The organism is Bisbaumannia pacifica, assembly GCF_007989625.1.
GTDB lineage: Bacteria > Pseudomonadota > Gammaproteobacteria > Pseudomonadales > Halomonadaceae > Bisbaumannia > Bisbaumannia pacifica.
Genome location: NZ_BJUK01000006.1, coordinates 87,520 through 104,511 on the forward strand (window position 1 = coordinate 87,520; position 16,992 = coordinate 104,511).

The 16,992-nt window shown below is 66.1% G+C and carries 14 protein-coding genes; 9 read left to right on the plus strand and 5 right to left on the minus strand.

What is annotated here, in order from left to right:
• Window positions 1–91: 91 nt before the first annotated feature.
• A complete protein-coding gene (dnaK, locus tag HPA02_RS03880) occupies window positions 92–2,023 on the plus strand; it encodes a molecular chaperone DnaK (RefSeq protein WP_146801766.1) in 1,932 nt (643 codons plus the stop codon).
• 92 nt (window positions 2,024–2,115) lie between these two features.
• Complete coding sequence (gene dnaJ, locus HPA02_RS03885; RefSeq protein WP_146801767.1) at window positions 2,116–3,264, plus strand: molecular chaperone DnaJ; 1,149 nt, start codon at window positions 2,116–2,118, stop codon at window positions 3,262–3,264.
• Between the two features lie 72 nt (window positions 3,265–3,336).
• Here dnaJ and HPA02_RS03890 read toward each other — a convergent pair whose 3' ends face one another.
• The 4 genes from HPA02_RS03890 to dctP all read right to left on the minus strand — a co-directional run bounded on the left by HPA02_RS03890 (window position 3,337) and on the right by dctP (window position 7,387).
• Window positions 3,337–4,281: an HNH endonuclease gene (locus HPA02_RS03890; protein ID WP_186809914.1), complete on the minus strand. Its 945-nt coding sequence runs from the start codon at window positions 4,279–4,281 to the stop codon at window positions 3,337–3,339.
• A 139-nt stretch (window positions 4,282–4,420) separates the two neighbouring features.
• The gene (locus HPA02_RS03895; RefSeq protein WP_146801769.1) at window positions 4,421–5,740 is read right to left on the minus strand and encodes a TRAP transporter large permease; all 1,320 of its coding nucleotides are present in this window, start codon (window positions 5,738–5,740) and stop codon (window positions 4,421–4,423) included.
• An 89-nt stretch (window positions 5,741–5,829) separates the two neighbouring features.
• On the minus strand, window positions 5,830–6,375 hold the full coding sequence (locus HPA02_RS03900) for a TRAP transporter small permease subunit (RefSeq protein ID WP_146801770.1): 546 nt from the start codon (window positions 6,373–6,375) through the stop codon (window positions 5,830–5,832).
• Window positions 6,368–7,387, minus strand: a complete 1,020-nt coding sequence (gene dctP / locus HPA02_RS03905) for a TRAP transporter substrate-binding protein DctP (protein WP_146801771.1) — start codon at window positions 7,385–7,387, stop codon at window positions 6,368–6,370. The genes HPA02_RS03900 and dctP overlap by 8 nt, the downstream gene beginning before the upstream one ends.
• Window positions 7,388–7,792: 405 nt before the next feature.
• Here dctP and HPA02_RS03910 point away from each other — a divergent pair, with 405 nt between their 5' ends.
• The 7 genes from HPA02_RS03910 to greA all read left to right on the plus strand — a co-directional run bounded on the left by HPA02_RS03910 (window position 7,793) and on the right by greA (window position 16,427).
• Window positions 7,793–9,046: an NAD(P)/FAD-dependent oxidoreductase gene (locus HPA02_RS03910; RefSeq protein ID WP_146801772.1), complete on the plus strand. Its 1,254-nt coding sequence runs from the start codon at window positions 7,793–7,795 to the stop codon at window positions 9,044–9,046.
• A 71-nt stretch (window positions 9,047–9,117) separates the two neighbouring features.
• The gene (locus HPA02_RS03915) at window positions 9,118–9,399 is read left to right on the plus strand and encodes a DUF2218 domain-containing protein (RefSeq protein ID WP_146801773.1); all 282 of its coding nucleotides are present in this window, start codon (window positions 9,118–9,120) and stop codon (window positions 9,397–9,399) included.
• Window positions 9,387–10,289 carry an EamA family transporter gene (locus HPA02_RS03920; protein ID WP_244945850.1) on the plus strand — a complete coding sequence of 301 codons (903 nt, stop codon included), beginning with the start codon at window positions 9,387–9,389 and terminating at the stop codon, window positions 10,287–10,289. Before HPA02_RS03915 ends, HPA02_RS03920 begins: the two co-directional genes overlap by 13 nt.
• 63 nt (window positions 10,290–10,352) lie before the next feature.
• Complete coding sequence (gene dapB / locus HPA02_RS03925) at window positions 10,353–11,162, plus strand: 4-hydroxy-tetrahydrodipicolinate reductase (protein WP_146801774.1); 810 nt, start codon at window positions 10,353–10,355, stop codon at window positions 11,160–11,162.
• Window positions 11,163–11,487: 325 nt separating this feature from the next.
• Window positions 11,488–12,633, plus strand: a complete 1,146-nt coding sequence (gene carA, locus HPA02_RS03930) for a glutamine-hydrolyzing carbamoyl-phosphate synthase small subunit (RefSeq protein WP_146801775.1) — start codon at window positions 11,488–11,490, stop codon at window positions 12,631–12,633.
• 90 nt (window positions 12,634–12,723) lie between these two features.
• Window positions 12,724–15,954 (plus strand): carbamoyl-phosphate synthase large subunit, encoded by a 3,231-nt coding sequence (gene carB / locus HPA02_RS03935; protein WP_146801776.1) that lies wholly within the window; start codon window positions 12,724–12,726, stop codon window positions 15,952–15,954.
• The gene (gene greA, locus HPA02_RS03940; protein ID WP_146801777.1) at window positions 15,951–16,427 is read left to right on the plus strand and encodes a transcription elongation factor GreA; all 477 of its coding nucleotides are present in this window, start codon (window positions 15,951–15,953) and stop codon (window positions 16,425–16,427) included. The genes carB and greA overlap by 4 nt, the downstream gene beginning before the upstream one ends.
• Before the next feature lie 128 nt (window positions 16,428–16,555).
• Here the strand turns inward: greA and yhbY are convergent, their stop codons facing one another.
• Window positions 16,556–16,882, minus strand: a complete 327-nt coding sequence (gene yhbY, locus HPA02_RS03945; protein WP_146801778.1) for a ribosome assembly RNA-binding protein YhbY — start codon at window positions 16,880–16,882, stop codon at window positions 16,556–16,558.
• Window positions 16,883–16,992: the final 110 nt, after the last annotated feature.

Here is a 16,992-nt window from a genome sequence, read left to right on the forward strand (position 1 = left end):
AAAGCCGTAAGGCCTCCCCCACATACAGCACAACGCCGCGGCGAAGGCCGCAACGCACGAATTCAAGATCACGACTTTTCGAGGATTTCCTATGGGACGCATCATCGGTATTGACCTGGGGACCACCAACTCTTGTGTGGCCGTGCTCGACGGCGACAGCGCCAAAGTCATCGAGAACGCCGAAGGTGGCCGCACCACGCCGTCCATCATCGCCTACACCGATGATGGCGAGACCCTAGTGGGTCAGGCGGCCAAGCGCCAGGCGGTCACCAACCCGCAGAACACCCTCTATGCCATCAAGCGCCTGATCGGTCGCCGCTTCAAGGACGACGTCGTTCAGAAGGACATCAAGATGGTGCCCTACGCCATTACCGAGGCCGACAACGGCGACGCCTGGGTCGAGGTGAAGGGCAAGAAGCTGGCGCCGCCGCAGGTCAGCGCCGAAGTGCTGAAGAAGATGAAGAAGACCGCGGAAGACTACCTGGGTGAGGAAGTCACCGAGGCGGTCATCACCGTGCCGGCCTACTTCAACGACAGCCAGCGTCAGGCCACCAAGGATGCCGGCCGCATCGCCGGCCTCGAGGTCAAGCGCATCATCAACGAGCCGACCGCGGCGGCCCTGGCCTACGGCATGGACAAGTCCCGCGGCGACAAGACCATCGCGGTCTATGACCTGGGGGGCGGCACCTTCGATATCTCCATCATCGAAGTGGCCGACGTCGACGGCGAGACCCAGTTCGAGGTGCTGGCCACCAACGGCGACACCTTCCTGGGTGGCGAAGACTTCGATATGCACCTGATCAACTACCTGGTCGATCAGTTCAAGGCCGACAGCGGCATCGACCTGTCCGGCGACAACTTGGCCATGCAGCGCCTCAAGGAAGCCGCCGAGAAGGCCAAGATCGAGCTCTCTAGCGCCCAGCAGACCGACGTCAACCTGCCCTACATCACCGCCGACAACACCGGTCCCAAGCACCTCAACGTCAAGGTGACCCGGGCCAAGCTGGAGTCGCTGGTGGAGGAGCTGGTCAAGCGCTCCCTGGCGCCCTGCAAGACCGCCCTGGCCGATGCCGGCCTGTCCGCGTCCGAGATCGATGATGTCATCCTGGTCGGCGGCCAGACTCGCATGCCGCTGGTGCAGAAGAGCGTGGCCGAGTTCTTCGGCAAGGACGCCCGCAAGGACGTCAACCCGGACGAAGCCGTGGCCGTGGGTGCGGCGATCCAGGGCGGCGTGCTGGGCGGTGACGTCAAGGACGTGCTGCTGCTCGACGTGACTCCGCTGACCCTGGGGATCGAGACCCTGGGTGGCGTGATGACGCCGCTGATCGAGAAGAACACCACCATCCCGACCAAGAAGACCCAGACCTTCTCCACCGCGGATGACAACCAGACCGCCGTGACCATCCACGTGCTGCAGGGCGAGCGCAAGCAGGCGGGCGGCAACAAGTCCCTGGGTCGCTTCGACCTGGCCGACATCCCGCCGGCGCCGCGCGGCGTGCCGCAGATCGAGGTCGCCTTCGACCTGGACGCCAACGGCATCCTGCACGTCTCCGCCAAGGACAAGGCTACCGGCAAGGAGCAGTCGATCGTCATCAAGGCCTCCAGCGGCCTCTCCGATGACGAGATCGAACAGATGGTCCGCGACGCCGAGGCGCATGCCGACGAGGACAAGAAGTTCGAGGAGCTGGTGGCCCTGCGCAACCAGGCCGACGGCATGATCCACGCCTCCAAGAAGACCCTGGAGGAAGCCGGCGACAAGGCCAGCGACGAGGAGAAGCAGGCCATCGAGAGCGCCATCGGCGAGCTCGAGGAGGCGCTGAAGGGCGACGACAAGGACGAGATTCAGGCCAAGCTGGACAAGCTCACCGAGGCCTCCGGCCAGGTCGCCCAGAAGATGTACGCCGAGCAGGCCGAGGCCGCCCAGCAGGCCGGTGGCGAGGCGCAGGACGCCGGTGCCAAGCAGGACGATGACGTGGTCGACGCCGAGTACGAAGAAGTCAACGACGACCAGAAAAAGCAGTAAACCACGACATCGGCATCAAGGATGACACCAGCGCGGGGGCCTGACTCCCGCGTTGGTGTTTCCGCGGTGCCGCGACGGAGGCGGACAGACCGATGTCCAAACGCGATTATTATGAGGTGCTGGGCGTAGAGCGCGGTGCCGACCAGAAAGAGATCAAGAAGGCCTACCGACGCCTGGCCCAGAAGTATCACCCCGACCGTAACCCGGACGACGATACCTCGGCGGAGAAGTTTCGCGAGGTCTCCGAGGCCTACGAGGTGCTGGCCGACGGCGAGAAGCGCGCCGCCTATGACCAGTTCGGTCATGCCGGCGTCGACGGCCAGGCCGGCGGCTTCGGCGGCGGTGGCTTCGGTGGCGCCGGGGCCGGCGGCTTCAGCGATATCTTCGGCGATGTGTTCGGCGATATCTTCGGTGGCGGCGGTGGTGGCCGGCGTAACCCCAACGCCCCCCAGCGCGGCAGCGACCTGCGCTACAACCTGGAGCTCGACCTGGAAGATGCCGTCACCGGCACCAGCGTCGATATCCGCGTGCCGCGCCATGTGGAGTGCGAGCGCTGTGACGGCGAGGGCGCCGAGCCCGGCTCCACCAAGGAGACCTGCCCCACCTGTAACGGTCATGGCCAGGTGCGCATGCAGCAGGGCTTCTTCGCCGTGCAGCAGACCTGCCCGACCTGTCACGGCAGCGGTCAGCACATCAAGGTGCCCTGCCACAAGTGCCACGGCGAGGGCCGGGTGCGCGAGACCCGCACCCTGTCGGTGAAGATTCCCGCGGGGGTCGATACCGGCGACCGCATTCGCCTGAACGGCGAGGGCGAGAGTGGCGTCAACGGCGGCCCCCCCGGGGACCTCTACGTCCAGGTGGCCATCAAGCCGCACCCGATCTTCCAGCGCGACGGTCGCCACCTGCAGTGCGAGGTGCCGATCAACTTCGTCGACGCGGCGTTGGGCGGCGAACTGGAGGTGCCGACCCTGGACGGCCGGGTCAAGCTGAAGATTCCCGCCGAGACCCAGACCGGCAAGCTGTTCCGCCTCAAGGGCAAGGGCGTCAAGCCGGTGCGCGGCGGCCCCGCCGGCGACCTGCTGTGCCGAGTGGTACTGGAGACCCCGATCAGCCTCTCCGAGGAGCAGAAGGAGCTGCTGCGCAAGTTCCAGGAGAGCCTCGGCGAATCCAATAGCCACTCGCCGCGCAAGAAGAGCTTCTTCGACGGCGTGAAGAAGTTCTTCGAGGATATGAAGCCCTAAGCGGCCTCCTCCCTCGACGAGCCCACCAGGCCCCGGTATCCCCAGATACCGGGGCCTGGCCGTTTCGGGGCGTCAACTCAGCAAGCGTTCCAGGCGCCAGGCCAGCGCCTCGCGGCAGGGCTGGCGGTCGGGATCCCTGGGCAGCACCAGCGGGTGGTCGTCCAGGTCGCAGAGCCAGCGATTATCGCTATTCAGCGTGTCGATACCGGGGCTGACGTGCCAGCGATGGTCCGGTCCCGGGGCGATCAACTGGTTGTCCATGGCCCAGTGCAGGTTGGGCGTCAGGGCGATGCCGTTGGTCGGTCGATCGTCCTGGCTCTCGGCGAAGGGGATCAGGTGGGCGGCCTCCACCAGGTAGCGATAGTCCGGTGTGATATAGCGCAGGCGGCTTGCTGCGCAGCGGTAGTCGTAGGCCTCCAGCACCAAGGAGCGAAAGGCGGCGGAGCGGGCATAGGTCTGGCTTTGTTCTTTCACACTGCCTTTCAGTCGCTCGGGATGCCGCTCATAGTTGCCGCTTTCCAGTGCCGTGGTCAGGTAGGTGTGCAGTGCCTGGTAGGCTTTCGGGGCGGCGGAGAAGTAACGAGATACCAGCAGGGCGCACGCCTCTCGCGAGACAGGTTCACTCCGGAGGGCCTCGAAGAGGGTGGCGTCCAGTCGGGCACTGGTAAAGCGCTCCCGAAGCTTCCTGAGGGACTTGGGCTGGCCGAGTTGTGGCTCCACGGCGCTCAGGCTGTCCGTGAACTCCGGCGACCAGAGGGGGCCCGATGGGCCCTGGTCATTTCTCAGATGCCAGAGGGGAAGCTGGGGGTTGGCGGACGACCTGTTCCCGGTGGCTGCTTCATAAAGGTCGTGATAGCGGGCGATCAGCCGGTCATCGATGGTGACCCGGGGAGAGGCGATATGCCCCGCCTGGATTTCGCAGATGATCGCCAGCAAGAGGCAGGGCTTGTTGGGGGCCGGCACTCCCTTGCTATGCCCGACCCTGAGCCTGCCCAGGCACTCCAAGGATGCATTCACGTCGTCTTCCTTTATCGCCTTTTGTGAATTCAAGCCCAGCCTAGCATGGCGGCCCCTGAGTGGCTCCGCAGAGACAAAAAAGCCCCCTCTGGAGAGGGGGCGGAAAGCGCAGCAGGTTGTGCCGGGTGGCGTGGCGGGGCTAGAAGAGCAGCTCCGGCAGCCACAGGGCGATGCTCGGGAAGATGATGATCAGCGCCAGGCCGAGGATCTGCAGGCCCACGAAGGGCAGGGCCGAGCGATAGATATCGGTGATGGTGATCGACTTGGGCGCCACCGAGCGCATGTAGAAGAGGTTGTAGCCGAAGGGTGGCGTTAGGTAGGCGGACTGCATGCTGAGGATAAACAGCACCGCGAACCAGGTGGTGTCGAAGCCCAGTTCCCGCACGATGGGCACATAGAGGGGGATGGTGATAAAGAGGATGGCGAAGTCATCCAGGAACATCCCCAGCACGAAGAAGCTCAGCACCATGACGATGATCACCGTATAGGGCGACAGGGCGAAGTCCTCGATGATCTCGCTGAGGATCATCCCGGCGCCCAGGCCCATGTAGATTCGGCTGAAGAAGACCGCGGCAATCGCGATCCACAGCAGCATGCCGGTGATCTTGGTGGTATTGAGCATCACGTAGCGCAGCAGCCCCCAGTTGAGCTTACCGCGCAGGGCGGCGATCAGCAGGGCGCCACCGGCACCCACGGCGGAGGCCTCGGAGGGGGAGGTGACGCCGCCGATGATGCAGCCCAGCACGGCGAAGACCAGCAGGCCCGGGGCGATCACATGGCGCAGCGACTTGAGCTTCTCCAGGGGCGTGAAGCGCTCTTCCTTCGGCGCCGCCGGGCCCAGTTCCGGGTTGATTCGGCAGCGGATCAGGATATAGGCCATGTAGATGCCCGCCAGCATCAGCCCCGGCATCAGGCCGGCGGTGAACAGCTTGCCCACCGACTCCCGGGCCAGGAAGGCGTAGACGATCATCAGCACGCTGGGCGGAATCAGAAAGCCCAGGGCGCCGCCGGCCATGATGGTGCCAGTGACCAGGCGCTTGTGATAGCCACGCTTGAGCATGGCGGGCAAGGCGATGATGCCCAGGCTGACCGTGGCGGCACCGGAGACGCCGGCCATGGCGGCGATCAGTGCGCAGATCAGCACCGTGCCCACGCCCAGGCCGCCGGGTAGGCTGCCCATCAGCTTATGGATCATCTCGAAGAGATCATCGGTGATCCCCGAGCGCTCCAGCACCAGGCCCATGAAGATAAACAGCGGCAGTGAGACGAGCAGGAAGTTGTCCATCGCGCTGAAGGCCGAGGCCAGCAGCAGATCCAGCCCGCCGGGCCCGAACATCAGGTAGGCGCTGCCCATGCCGGAAATCATCAGCGCCCATGCCAGGGGGGCGCCCATTGCCATCAACACCAGCATGGAGAAGAACATGATGGCGGTAATCGTTAGGGGCTCGAAGCCAGCCATAGGAAAGCCCTTTGCAAGACGGGCCCGAGTGGGGCCGTCGAATGTGTTTCTATCCCTGTCGCGATGTGGGGGTCTCGACGAATCCGGCCTCAGGCCGTCTCGCTGGCCTCATCATCCCTGGGGTCGTCGTAGCGCACCCCGGCCACGCGTAGCGCGGCACGCACCAGCTCGGCCAGGCACTGCAGGATCAGCAGGCCGACGGCCAGCGGAATGGTGGCCTTGATCGGCCAGAGGGGCGGACGCCAGAGGCTGCTGTTGGAGAATTCGCCGATGCTCCAGGAGTGGTAGGCGAAGTCCACCGCCATGCGGAAGAAGACCGTCAGTACCAGGATGCCCAGGGCGAAGACCACCAGATCGCAGAAGGCCTGAGCGCGCAACGGCAGCAATCGATAGACCACGTCGCTACGGACATGACCGTGATGGCGAAGGGTGTAGCTGCCCGCCAGGATGCTCAGCGCACCGAAGAACATGGTCGACAGTTCATGCCCCCAGATGGTGGGGGCATTGAGGATATAACGAGCCACGACTTCGTAGAGCAGTACGCCGATGATGCCCAGCGTCAGCCAGGAAGTGGCCCTTCCGACCCAGTCGGAAAGGCCATCCTGCACCCTCAGATAGCGGGTGACTTTACTCACTCAGGCGTCCTTGCTCGATGGCGTTGTTGATCAGGATATCGATGGCTTGGGCGTGGCGCTCGCCCTTCTCGGCTTCGGCTTCCCAGATCGGCAGGGCGGCCTCGGCGAGGCGGTTGGAGTCTTCCTGCGGCAGCACGGCGAATTCGAACAGCTCACCCTCGTCGATGATGCGCTGGTTGCCCTCTTCCAGCCACTGGTGCACGTCCAGCAGGTACTGATCGATGGCGTCGGTGAGGATCTGCTGCTGCTCCTCGTCGAGGCGCTCCCAGGTGTTGGGGTTGATCAGGGCGTTCTCGGTCCAGCCCGGGTTGAGCAGGTTGAGGTCGGTGTAGTGGCCGGCCACTTCATGCAGCTTGAGCTGCTCGTATTCCACCGGGCCGCCGTAGACGGCGCCGTCGATCACCCCGGTGGAGAGGGCCACGTAGAGCTCCTGGCCGGGCAGGAAGACGGTGGGAATATCGAACGGCTCCAGCACCGCGGCGATGGAGCTGGTGGCGCGGATGCGCATGGACTGCAGGTCTTCCAGGCTGGTCACCGGCTCGCGGGTCACCAGGCCGTAGTCGCTGCCGAAGCCGCGGCCGATCAGCTTGACCCCGCGCTCCTCGTAGGCGGCGGCGACCAGCTCCTCGAGGCCCTGATTCTCGAAGATATCGCGGGCTTCTTCGACGTTGACCCAGGCGCCCGGCAGGCCACCCTCGATGGTGCCGATGCTCACGGCGCCCGGCCAGTAGCTGCCCACGCCATGGGCGATATCGATGGTGCCGCGGGACACCGCATCGACGAACTGGTCGCTGTCGACGAGCTCGCCGGCACGGAAGAACTGGATGCGGATGGAGCCGTCGCTGGCCTCATTGACCCGGTCGCGCAGGTCGCGGGCGATGTCGTCGACCTCGGTGCCGTAAAAAGTGTGCATGCGCAGGCGCACGGTGTCGGCATGGACGGTGTGGCTGGCGACGATGGAGGCGGCCAGGGAGGTGGCCAGGGCGCCTTTGACGAAAGTGGAGAGCTTCATGGGACCTCGTTGCGATGCAGTTATGGAGTTATAGATTGTCATCGATGGTCGGTGTGGCCCCGACCTGTCAGACTGCGCTTTGAGTAAATCACACGGGTGATGAATATTCCATACGCATCCCTTCAACGTTAGGATAATGTCTACATTTTTTAATGTTTGTTGCCTAACTAGCTTTTTGTCAAAATCTTCGCCCTGATTGCATCGATGCGCCACGCTGGCGAGGCCGCATTGTCTGCCGGCGGGAGGCTGACTAGAGTGAAGGCACCGCGCCGCTCGCTCCCCAACACCTATTCAGCGTAGCCTCGGTGACGCGAAAGGCCACGTCGGGGTGGGAGTCCCGGCGTACTCCGTTTTTCCGGCCGGGGGCGATGCGCCCCGGCCCCTGCCCAGCAAGGAACCGCAGGCATGACTCGCGAGACTCTGGTCCTGGGTGCCGGTATGGTCGGCACCTCCATCGCTTATCACCTGGCCCGGCGCGGCCGCTCGGTGACCCTGGTCGATCGCCGGGCGCCGGGGGAGGAGACCTCCTTCGGCAATGCCGGCATTATTCAGCGGGAGGCGGTCTTTCCCCATGCCTTTCCCCGCGACCTGGGCACCCTGCTGCGGGTGCTGCCCAATCGCAGCATCGACATTCGTTACCGCCTCAAGGGCATGGCCGCCGCCGCCGGGCCGCTCTTCCAGTACTGGCGGCGCTCGGCGCCGGCCAGCTATCGGCAGATCGTCCCGGAATACGCCTCCCTGATCATGCGCTCCACCGAAGAGCACCAGCGCCTGATCGACGCCGCCGGCGCCGAGGCCCTGATCAGTCGCAAGGGCTGGTTCGACGCCTTCCGCAGCCAGAAGCACCTGGAAGCCTTCGCCGGCGAGGCCGAGGAGGCCGCCCGGCGTTTCGGCGTCGGCTATCGCTCCCTGACGCCTGCCGAGCTCAAGGCCCAGGAGCCCGACCTGGCCGCCGAGGCCTTCGTCGGCGCCATCGAGTGGACCAATAGCTGGACGGTGCTCGATCCCGGTGGCCTGGTGCGGGCCTATGCCGGGGCCTTCGAGGCCGCCGGTGGGCGCTTCCAGCGCGGCGAGGTGCGCCAGGTGGTGCGTACCGCCAGCGGCTGGCGCCTGGACCTGGCCGACGGCAGCCTGGAGGCGCAGGAGCTGGTGCTGGCGGCGGGCCCCTGGAGCGGCGACTGGCTTCAACAGCTCGGCTATCGCCTGCCGCTATTCCCCAAGCGCGGCTATCACATGCACTACGCCGGCGAGGGCGAGGCGCGCCTGAATCACTGGCTGATGGATTTCGATGCCGGCTACCTGCTGGCGCCGATGCGCGCCGGGGTGCGCCTCACCACCGGTGCCGAGTTGACCACCCGGGACGCGCCGGCGCGCCATGAGCAGCTGGCCGCGGCGGAGAAGGTGGCGCGTCGGCTCTTCCCCCTGGGGCCCCGCCAGGACGCCGCCCCCTGGGTGGGCAATCGCCCCTGCATGCCGGATATGAAGCCGGTGATTGGCCCGGCCCCCCGTCACAAGGGGCTCTGGTTCGCCTTCGGTCATGGTCACCAGGGCTTTACCCTGGGCCCCGTCACCGGGCGCCTGATGGGTGAGATGATGGATGGCGAGGAGACCGCGGTGCCCATGGCACCGTTCCGGGCCGAGCGTTTCGCCGGGGTCTGAGTGGCGGGGGTGGCGTCCCGGCTGGCCGCGCCTTAGTCTAGAGGCGTTGAGTCCACCGCCAGGAGGCCGCCATGCCCATTTCCCGCGCCGTGATCGCCACCGACTCCGGGGCCCGCTTGATCCATCGCCTGTGCAAGCACTGGGCCCACAAGCTCGAGGTCGAGCAGGAGGAGAACCAGGGGCGAGTCGCCTTCGAGGAGGGGGTCTGCCTGATGCGCGCCGATGATGCGGCCATGACCGTGGCCATCGAGGCCCTGGACGAAGAGGCACTGGATCGCCTGGAGGGCGTGGTCAGCAGTCATCTCGACCGCATGGCCGGCAAGGAGCCGCTGGATATCGTTTGGGAGAACTGAGTCGCGCCCACCTGGGCATGCTGCTCTGGGCCCTGCTGGTGGGGCTCTCCTTTCCGGTGGTGGGCTGGCTCGGTGCGCTGCCGCCCCTGCTGCTGACCGCCCTGCGTTTCGTGATCGCCTGTGCCGGCCTGATCTGGCTGGTGCGCGGCGAGGCGGCCTTCCTGCCCCGCGGTGGGCAGTGGTGGCTCTATGGCCTGCTGGGCGCCTGCCTGGCGGGCTTCTTCGGCGCGATGTTCTGGGCCGCCCACCACACCACGCCCCTGGCCATGGCCACCCTCTTCGTCAGCGTGCCCCTGCTCGCCTACCTGCTCGGCCTGCCGCTCGGCGTGGAGCGCCCGGGGTGGCGATTGCCGGCGATCCTGGCGCTGGGGGCCCTGGGCGCCCTCGGATTGGCCCTCGCCGAGGCCCGGGGGGCGCCCGCGGGGCTGGCCTTCGGGGCCGGCGAGGCGGTCTTCTTCCTGGGCTGCATCGCCTCGGCCTGCTATCCGGTGCTCAGCAAGTGGGGGCTGGCGCGGGGCTGGCTCCCCGCGTCGGCGGCAGTCCGTACCTTCTGGAGCCTGGCCTGCGGGGCCCTGCTGGTGGGGGTGGCGGGGCTGGCGCTGGAGCCGCCGTCCCGGCTGCTTGGCCTGGGCTGGCGGGATGCCCTGCTGATCGTCTACCTGGGGCTGGGCTCCAGCGCCCTGACCTTCTGGCTGCTGCAGCGGGCCACCGCCGTGCTGAGCCCGGCCAGCGTCACCGCCTACGGCTACCTGGTGCCCTTCGTCTCCATGCTGCTGCTCCTGGTGCAGGCGCCGTCACGCCTAGGCTTCGCCTGGCTGCCGGGCAGCCTGCTGGTGCTGCTGGCCATGGGGCTGCTGTTTCGCCAGGGGCGCCGGGAAGCGAGAGGCTGAGGGCGGCCCGGCGCCCTGTTATACTGGCGCCCCTTTCCCAGTCGCCACCTTTCAGGAGTCCACATGACCCGTATCGCCATCGTCGGTGTCGCCGGCCGCATGGGCCGCACCCTGGTCAACGCCGTGCAGCAGGACCCCCAGGCCAGCCTGGCCGGGGGCAGCGTCGAGCCGGGCAGTTCCCTGGTGGGGGCCGATCTGGGCGAATTGGCCGGCCTGGGCAAGCTGGGCGTCACCGCGGTGGACTCCCTGGCGGCCATCGTCGATGACTTCGACGTGCTGATCGACTTCACCGCGCCCCGGGTGACGCTCGCCAACCTGGCCTTCTGCGCCGAGCACGGCAAGCGCCTGGTGGTCGGCACCACCGGCCTGGATGACGACGAGCTGGCTCAGCTGGACGCCTATGGGAATCGGGTGCCCTTCGTCTTCGCCCCCAATATGAGCGTGGGCGTCAACCTGACCCTCAAGCTGCTGCAGACCGCCGCCAAGGCGCTGGGCGACGAGGGCTACGATATCGAGGTAGTCGAGGCCCATCATCGCCACAAGGTCGATGCCCCCTCCGGCACCGCCCTGAAGATGGGCGAGGTGGTGGCCGAGTCCCTGGGGCGCACCCTCAAGGAGCATGGCGTCTTCGAGCGGGTGGGGCAGTGCGGCCCGCGGACCGACAAGGAGATCGGTTTCGCCACCCTGCGTGCTGGCGATATCGTCGGCGAGCACACCGTGATGTTCGCCACCGAGGGCGAGCGCATCGAGATCACCCACAAGGCGTCGAGCCGCATGACCTTCGCCAAGGGCGCGGTGCGCGCGGCCCGCTGGGTCGCGGAGCGTCCGGCCGGCCGCTACGATATGCAGGATGTGCTGGGGCTGGCGGACTAAGCGCGGCGCGGGTAGCCCCGGCCTCCGAGGAGAGGGCGTGTTAACGGCAATCGCTCTGCGATGAGGTAGACGGGGGGGTGGTGAGCCTGCGGCGAATCCTGTAATATTCCAAAAATTTTGGCCGGGCGCTGCGAGAATCTGTCCCGCAGAGGCGTGTCGAGGCGGCCCAAGGGCATAGAATAATGCTAAAAAGCGGGATGAAACCGGTCTTATCGGCTTTCGTCCCGCTTTTTTACGACTCGAATCAGGCGCCCACCAGCGATCACTTTGTCGGTTATCGAGACCGCCTTCCCGGCTGGTCTCACGAGCATGGGAGGAAGTTGCGTTGAACAGACCCGCGATATTGGCCTTGGAAGATGGTAGCGTTTTCCATGGGTCTGCCATCGGAGCCGATGGCCTGACCAGCGGTGAGGTGGTGTTCAATACGGCCATGACCGGCTACCAGGAAATCCTCACCGATCCCTCCTATTCCCGACAGATCGTCACCCTGACCTACCCGCATATCGGCAACACCGGCGTCAACGCCGAGGACGTGGAGTCCGGGGCCATCGCCGCCGCCGGCCTGGTGATCCGCGACCTGCCGCTGCTGGCCAGCAGCTTCCGCTGCGAGCAGTCCCTGGATGCCTACCTCAAGGGCCAGAACATCCTCGGCATCGCCGATATCGATACCCGTCGCCTGACCCGCATCCTGCGCGACAAGGGCTCCCAGAACGGCGCCATCCTGGCCGGCAGCGAGGCCGAGGGTGAGGATGCCGTGGCCCGCGCCCTGGAGGCCGCCTGCGCCTTCCCGGGCCTCAAGGGCATGGACCTGGCCAAGGAAGTGACCTGCCAGCACGCCTACGAGTGGAGTGAGGGCGAGTGGGCCCTGGGCGAGGGTTACGCCGACGCCGCACAGGCCGAGCGCCCTTATCATGTGGTGGCCTACGATTACGGCGTCAAGCGCAATATTCTGCGCATGCTGGCCTCCCGCGGCTGTCGCCTCACCGTGGTGCCGGCCCAGACCCCGGCCGCCGAGGTGATCGCCATGAATCCGGACGGTATCTTCCTCTCCAACGGCCCCGGCGACCCCGAGCCCTGCGACTACGCCATCCGCGCGATCCAGGAGATCCTCGAGACCGAGATCCCGGTGTTCGGCATCTGCCTGGGTCACCAGCTGCTGGCCCTGGCCAGCGGGGCCAAGACCGTCAAGATGGGCCATGGCCACCACGGCGCCAACCACCCGGTGCAGGACCTCGACGGCGGCCAGGTGATGATCACCAGCCAGAACCACGGCTTCGCCGCCGACGAGGCGAGTCTGCCCAGCACCCTGCGTGCCACCCATCGTTCGCTCTTCGATGGCACCCTGCAGGGCATCGAGCGCACCGACCGTCCGGCCTTCAGCTTCCAGGGGCATCCGGAAGCGAGCCCCGGGCCGCGTGACGTGGCGCCGCTGTTCGACCGCTTTATCGAGATGATCAAGGCACGCCGATAATCGCCCGACCGCCATCGAGATGATCCGGGCGCGCCGTCATTCGCCCGTCCGTCGATCCTCGTTCGTCACCCTTTTTCTGCGGGAAGCACCATGCCCAAGCGTACAGACATTCAAAGCATCCTGATCATCGGCGCCGGCCCCATCGTCATCGGCCAGGCCTGCGAATTCGACTACTCCGGCGCCCAGGCCTGCAAGGCGCTGCGCGAGGAGGGCTACCGGGTCATCCTGGTGAACTCCAACCCGGCCACCATCATGACCGACCCGGCCATGGCCGACGCCACCTATATCGAGCCGATCACCTGGCAGGCGGTGGAGAAGATCATCGAGGCCGAGAAGCCCGATGCCATCCTGCCCACCATGGGCGGCCAGACCGCGCTCAACTGCGCCCTCGACCTGGACAAGCACAGCGTGCTCGACAAGCACGGCGTGGAGATGATTGGCGCCAACGCCGACGCCATCAACAAGGCCGAGGATCGCGACCTCTTCGACAAGGCGATGAAGAACATCGGCCTGGCGTGCCCCAAGGCCAAGGTCGCGCACACCATGGATGAGGCCTGGGAGATTCAGGCCGAGCTGGGCTTCCCGACCATTATCCGCCCCTCCTACACCATGGGTGGTTCCGGCGGCGGCGTGGCCTACAACAAGGAAGAGTTCGAGGAGATCTGCACCCGCGGCTTCGAGCTCTCCAACAACCATGAGCTGCTGATCGACGAGTCGCTGTTGGGGTGGAAGGAGTACGAGATGGAGGTCGTTCGTGACAAGAACGACAACTGCATCATCGTCTGCGCCATCGAGAACTTCGACCCCATGGGCGTGCACACCGGTGACTCCATCACCGTGGCCCCGGCCCAGACGCTGACCGACAAGGAATACCAGATCATGCGCGACGCCTCCCTGGCGGTGTTGCGCGAGATCGGCGTCGAGACCGGTGGCTCCAACGTCCAGTTCGGCGTGGACCCCCGGACCGGTCGCGTGGTGGTCATCGAGATGAACCCGCGGGTCAGCCGCTCCTCGGCCCTGGCCTCCAAGGCCACCGGCTTCCCGATCGCCAAGATCGCCGCCAAGTTGGCCATCGGTTACACCCTGGACGAGCTGCAGAACGACATCACCGGCGGGCGCACCCCGGCCTCCTTCGAGCCGTCCATCGACTATGTGGTCACCAAGATCCCGCGCTTCACCTTCGAGAAGTTCCCCCAGGCCAACGACCGCCTGACCACCCAGATGAAGTCGGTGGGCGAGGTGATGGCCATCGGCCGCACCTTCCAGGAATCGCTGCACAAGGCGCTGCGCGGCCTGGAGACCGGCAACGACGGCCTCGATCCGATCGTCACCGACTTCACCACCGAGGGCATGGCGCAGATCAAAGGCGAGCTGCAGGCCGCCGGCGCCGAGCGCATCTTCTTCGTCGCCGATGCCATGCGCGCCGGGATGAGCGTCGGCGAGGTCTTCGCCCTGACCAAGATCGATCCCTGGTTCCTGGTGCAGATCGAGGACCTGATCAAGACCGAGGCCGACCTGGCCACCCGCTCGCTCTCCGAGCTGGATGCCCGGGCCCTGCTGCGCCTCAAGCGCAAGGGCTTCTCCGATGCCCGCCTGGCGCGCCTGCTCGGCGTCTCCGAGAAGGAGTTCCGCAAGACCCGCCAGAAGGCCGGTATCCGCCCGGTCTACAAGCGCGTCGACACCTGTGCGGCGGAGTTCGCCTCCGATACCGCCTACATGTACTCCACCTACGAGGAGGAGTGCGAGGCGGAGGTCTCCGATCGCCAGAAGATCATGGTGCTGGGCGGTGGTCCCAACCGCATCGGCCAGGGCATCGAGTTCGACTACTGCTGCGTCCACGCCGCCTTCGCCATGCGCGACGACGGCTATGAGACCATCATGGTCAACTGCAACCCGGAGACCGTCTCCACCGACTACGACACCAGCGACCGCCTCTACTTCGAGCCGGTGACCCTGGAGGACGTGCTGGAGATCGCCGACAAGGAGAAGCCGGTCGGCGTGATCGTACAGTTCGGCGGCCAGACGCCGCTTAAGCTGGCCCGCGAGCTCGAGGCCGCCGGCGTGCCGATCATCGGCACCACCCCGGACGCCATCGACCGCGCCGAGGATCGCGAGCGCTTCCAGCAGATGATCGACAAGCTGGGCCTCAAGCAGCCGCCCAATGCCACCGCGCGCAGCTTCGACGAGGCCTTCGCCAAGGCCGAGGCGATCGGCTACCCGCTGGTGGTGCGCCCCAGCTACGTGCTCGGCGGCCGGGCCATGGAGATCGTCTACGACGCTTCCGAGCTCGAGAACTACATGACCCACGCGGTCAAGGTCTCCAACGACTCGCCGGTGCTGCTCGACCACTTCCTCAATGCCGCCATCGAGATCGATATCGATGCGGTCTCCGACGGCCAGCAGGTGGTGATCGGCGGCATCATGCAGCATATCGAACAGGCCGGCGTGCACTCCGGTGATTCCGCCTGCTCGCTGCCGCCTTACTCGCTGCCCGCCGAGGTGCAGGACGAGATGCGCGAGCAGGTCAAGCGCATGGCGGTGGAGCTGGGCGTCAAGGGCCTGATGAACGTGCAGCTGGCCTGGCAGGACGGCGAGATCTATGTGATCGAGGTCAATCCTCGCGCCTCGCGCACCGTGCCCTTCGTCTCCAAGTGCATCGGTACCTCCCTGGCCCAGATCGCCGCCCGCTGCATGGCCGGCACCACCCTGGCCGAGCAGGGCTTCGAGCAGGAGATCGTGCCGCCCTTCTACAGCGTCAAGGAGGCGGTCTTCCCGTTCAACAAGTTCCCCGGGGTCGATCCCATCCTGTCGCCGGAGATGAAGTCCACCGGCGAGGTGATGGGCTCCGGCGAGACCTTCGCCGAGGCCTTCTTCAAGGCGCAGCTGGGCGCCAGCGAGCCGATGCCGGGCCTCAATGGCCAGCGGCTGGCCTTCCTCTCGGTGCGCGAGCCGGACAAGGCCGCCATCGTCGAGGTGGCGCGTTCTCTGCTAGCATTGGGCTTCTCCCTCTGCGCCACCCGCGGCACCGCCGCCGCCCTCGAGGCGGCCGGCCTCGAGGTGTCGGTGGTCAACAAGGTCTACGAGGGGCGGCCGCATATCGTCGATATGCTCAAGAACGACGAAGTGGCTTATATCGTCAACACCACCGAGGGGCGTCAGGCCATCAACGACTCCTCGATCATCCGCCGCACCGCCCTGGCCCATAAGGTGCCCTATGCCACCACCCTGGCGGGGGCCCGCGCCGTTTGCATGGCGCTGGAATACGGCAATCAGATCACCGTGCGGCGGCTTCAGGAATTGCATGCAGGAGCCAGTCAATGAACAAGGTCCCGATGACCGTAGCAGGCGAGCAGCGTCTGCGGGACGAGCTGGATCAGCTCAAGAGCGTCGAACGGCCGAAGGTGATCAATGCCATTGCCGAGGCTCGTGAACACGGCGACCTCAAGGAGAACGCCGAGTACCACGCGGCCCGCGAGCAGCAGGGCTTTATCGAGGGGCGCATCCAGGAGATCGAGAGCAAGCTCTCGGCTTCCCAGGTGATCGATGTCACCAAGCTGCCCAAGACCGGCAAGGTGATCTTCGGCGTGACCGTGGGCCTGCTCAACCTCGATACCGACGAGGAGGTGACCTACCGCATCGTCGGCGAGGACGAGGCCGACATCAAGGCGGGACGCATCTCGGTGACCTCGCCCATCGCCCGTGCCCTGATCGGCAAGGAAGAGGGCGACGTGGTGCTGGTCAAGACGCCCGGCGGCGACGTGGAGTACGAGATCGCCGGCGTCGAGCACCTGTAAGCCAAGCTCGAGGCCTTGAGCCGGACGCTTGAAGAAAAACACCCCCGCAGCCATGGCTGCGGGGGTGTTTCGTCTCTACGGCGAGTGAGTCATGCCGTCGACAGACGGCCTCCCGCTCGCGCGAAGCGTCAGTGCCGGCCGTGGTGGCCTTCGAAACGCTGGATATTCGAGAGCTTGGGGTTGGCCTTGGGGTTCTTGCGGTAGAGCAGGGCCATCTTGCCGATGGTCTGCACCAGTTCGGCGCCGCTGTTCGCCACCAGTTCGGCGATCATGGCGGCCCGGTCGTCGCGGTCGGGCAGGGCCAGCTTGACCTTGATCAGCTCGTGATCCGCCAGCGCCCGGTCCAGCTCGGCCAGGACGCCCTCGGAGATGCCGTTCTCGGAGAGGGTGACCACGGGGTTGAGGTGGTGGCCGATGCTGCGAAATGCTTTCTTTTGTGCCTGTGACAAGCTCATGGTATCTTGAGATTTCCGGTTGCGCTGAACCCGCCATGGTAAGGCGAAAGCCGTCGCGGTGAAAGCCTCCCGTCGGCGCCGACCGACCCCGCTCTCCGTGTGGCGAACTC

What these genes read in the sequence shown, in the direction of transcription:
- HPA02_RS03915 (WP_146801773.1), top strand. Translation starts at nt 9,118, where the DNA reads ATGCCCATTTCCCGCGCCGTGATCGCCACCGACTCCGGGGCCCGCTTG.
- greA (WP_146801777.1), top strand. Translation starts at nt 15,951, where the DNA reads ATGAACAAGGTCCCGATGACCGTAGCAGGCGAGCAGCGTCTGCGGGAC.
- dapB (WP_146801774.1), top strand. Translation starts at nt 10,353, where the DNA reads ATGACCCGTATCGCCATCGTCGGTGTCGCCGGCCGCATGGGCCGCACC.
- HPA02_RS03910 (WP_146801772.1), top strand. Translation starts at nt 7,793, where the DNA reads ATGACTCGCGAGACTCTGGTCCTGGGTGCCGGTATGGTCGGCACCTCC.
- HPA02_RS03895 (WP_146801769.1), bottom strand. Translation starts at nt 5,740, where the DNA reads ATGGCTGGCTTCGAGCCCCTAACGATTACCGCCATCATGTTCTTCTCC.
- yhbY (WP_146801778.1), bottom strand. Translation starts at nt 16,882, where the DNA reads ATGAGCTTGTCACAGGCACAAAAGAAAGCATTTCGCAGCATCGGCCAC.
- dctP (WP_146801771.1), bottom strand. Translation starts at nt 7,387, where the DNA reads ATGAAGCTCTCCACTTTCGTCAAAGGCGCCCTGGCCACCTCCCTGGCC.
- dnaK (WP_146801766.1), top strand. Translation starts at nt 92, where the DNA reads ATGGGACGCATCATCGGTATTGACCTGGGGACCACCAACTCTTGTGTG.
- dnaJ (WP_146801767.1), top strand. Translation starts at nt 2,116, where the DNA reads ATGTCCAAACGCGATTATTATGAGGTGCTGGGCGTAGAGCGCGGTGCC.
- carB (WP_146801776.1), top strand. Translation starts at nt 12,724, where the DNA reads ATGCCCAAGCGTACAGACATTCAAAGCATCCTGATCATCGGCGCCGGC.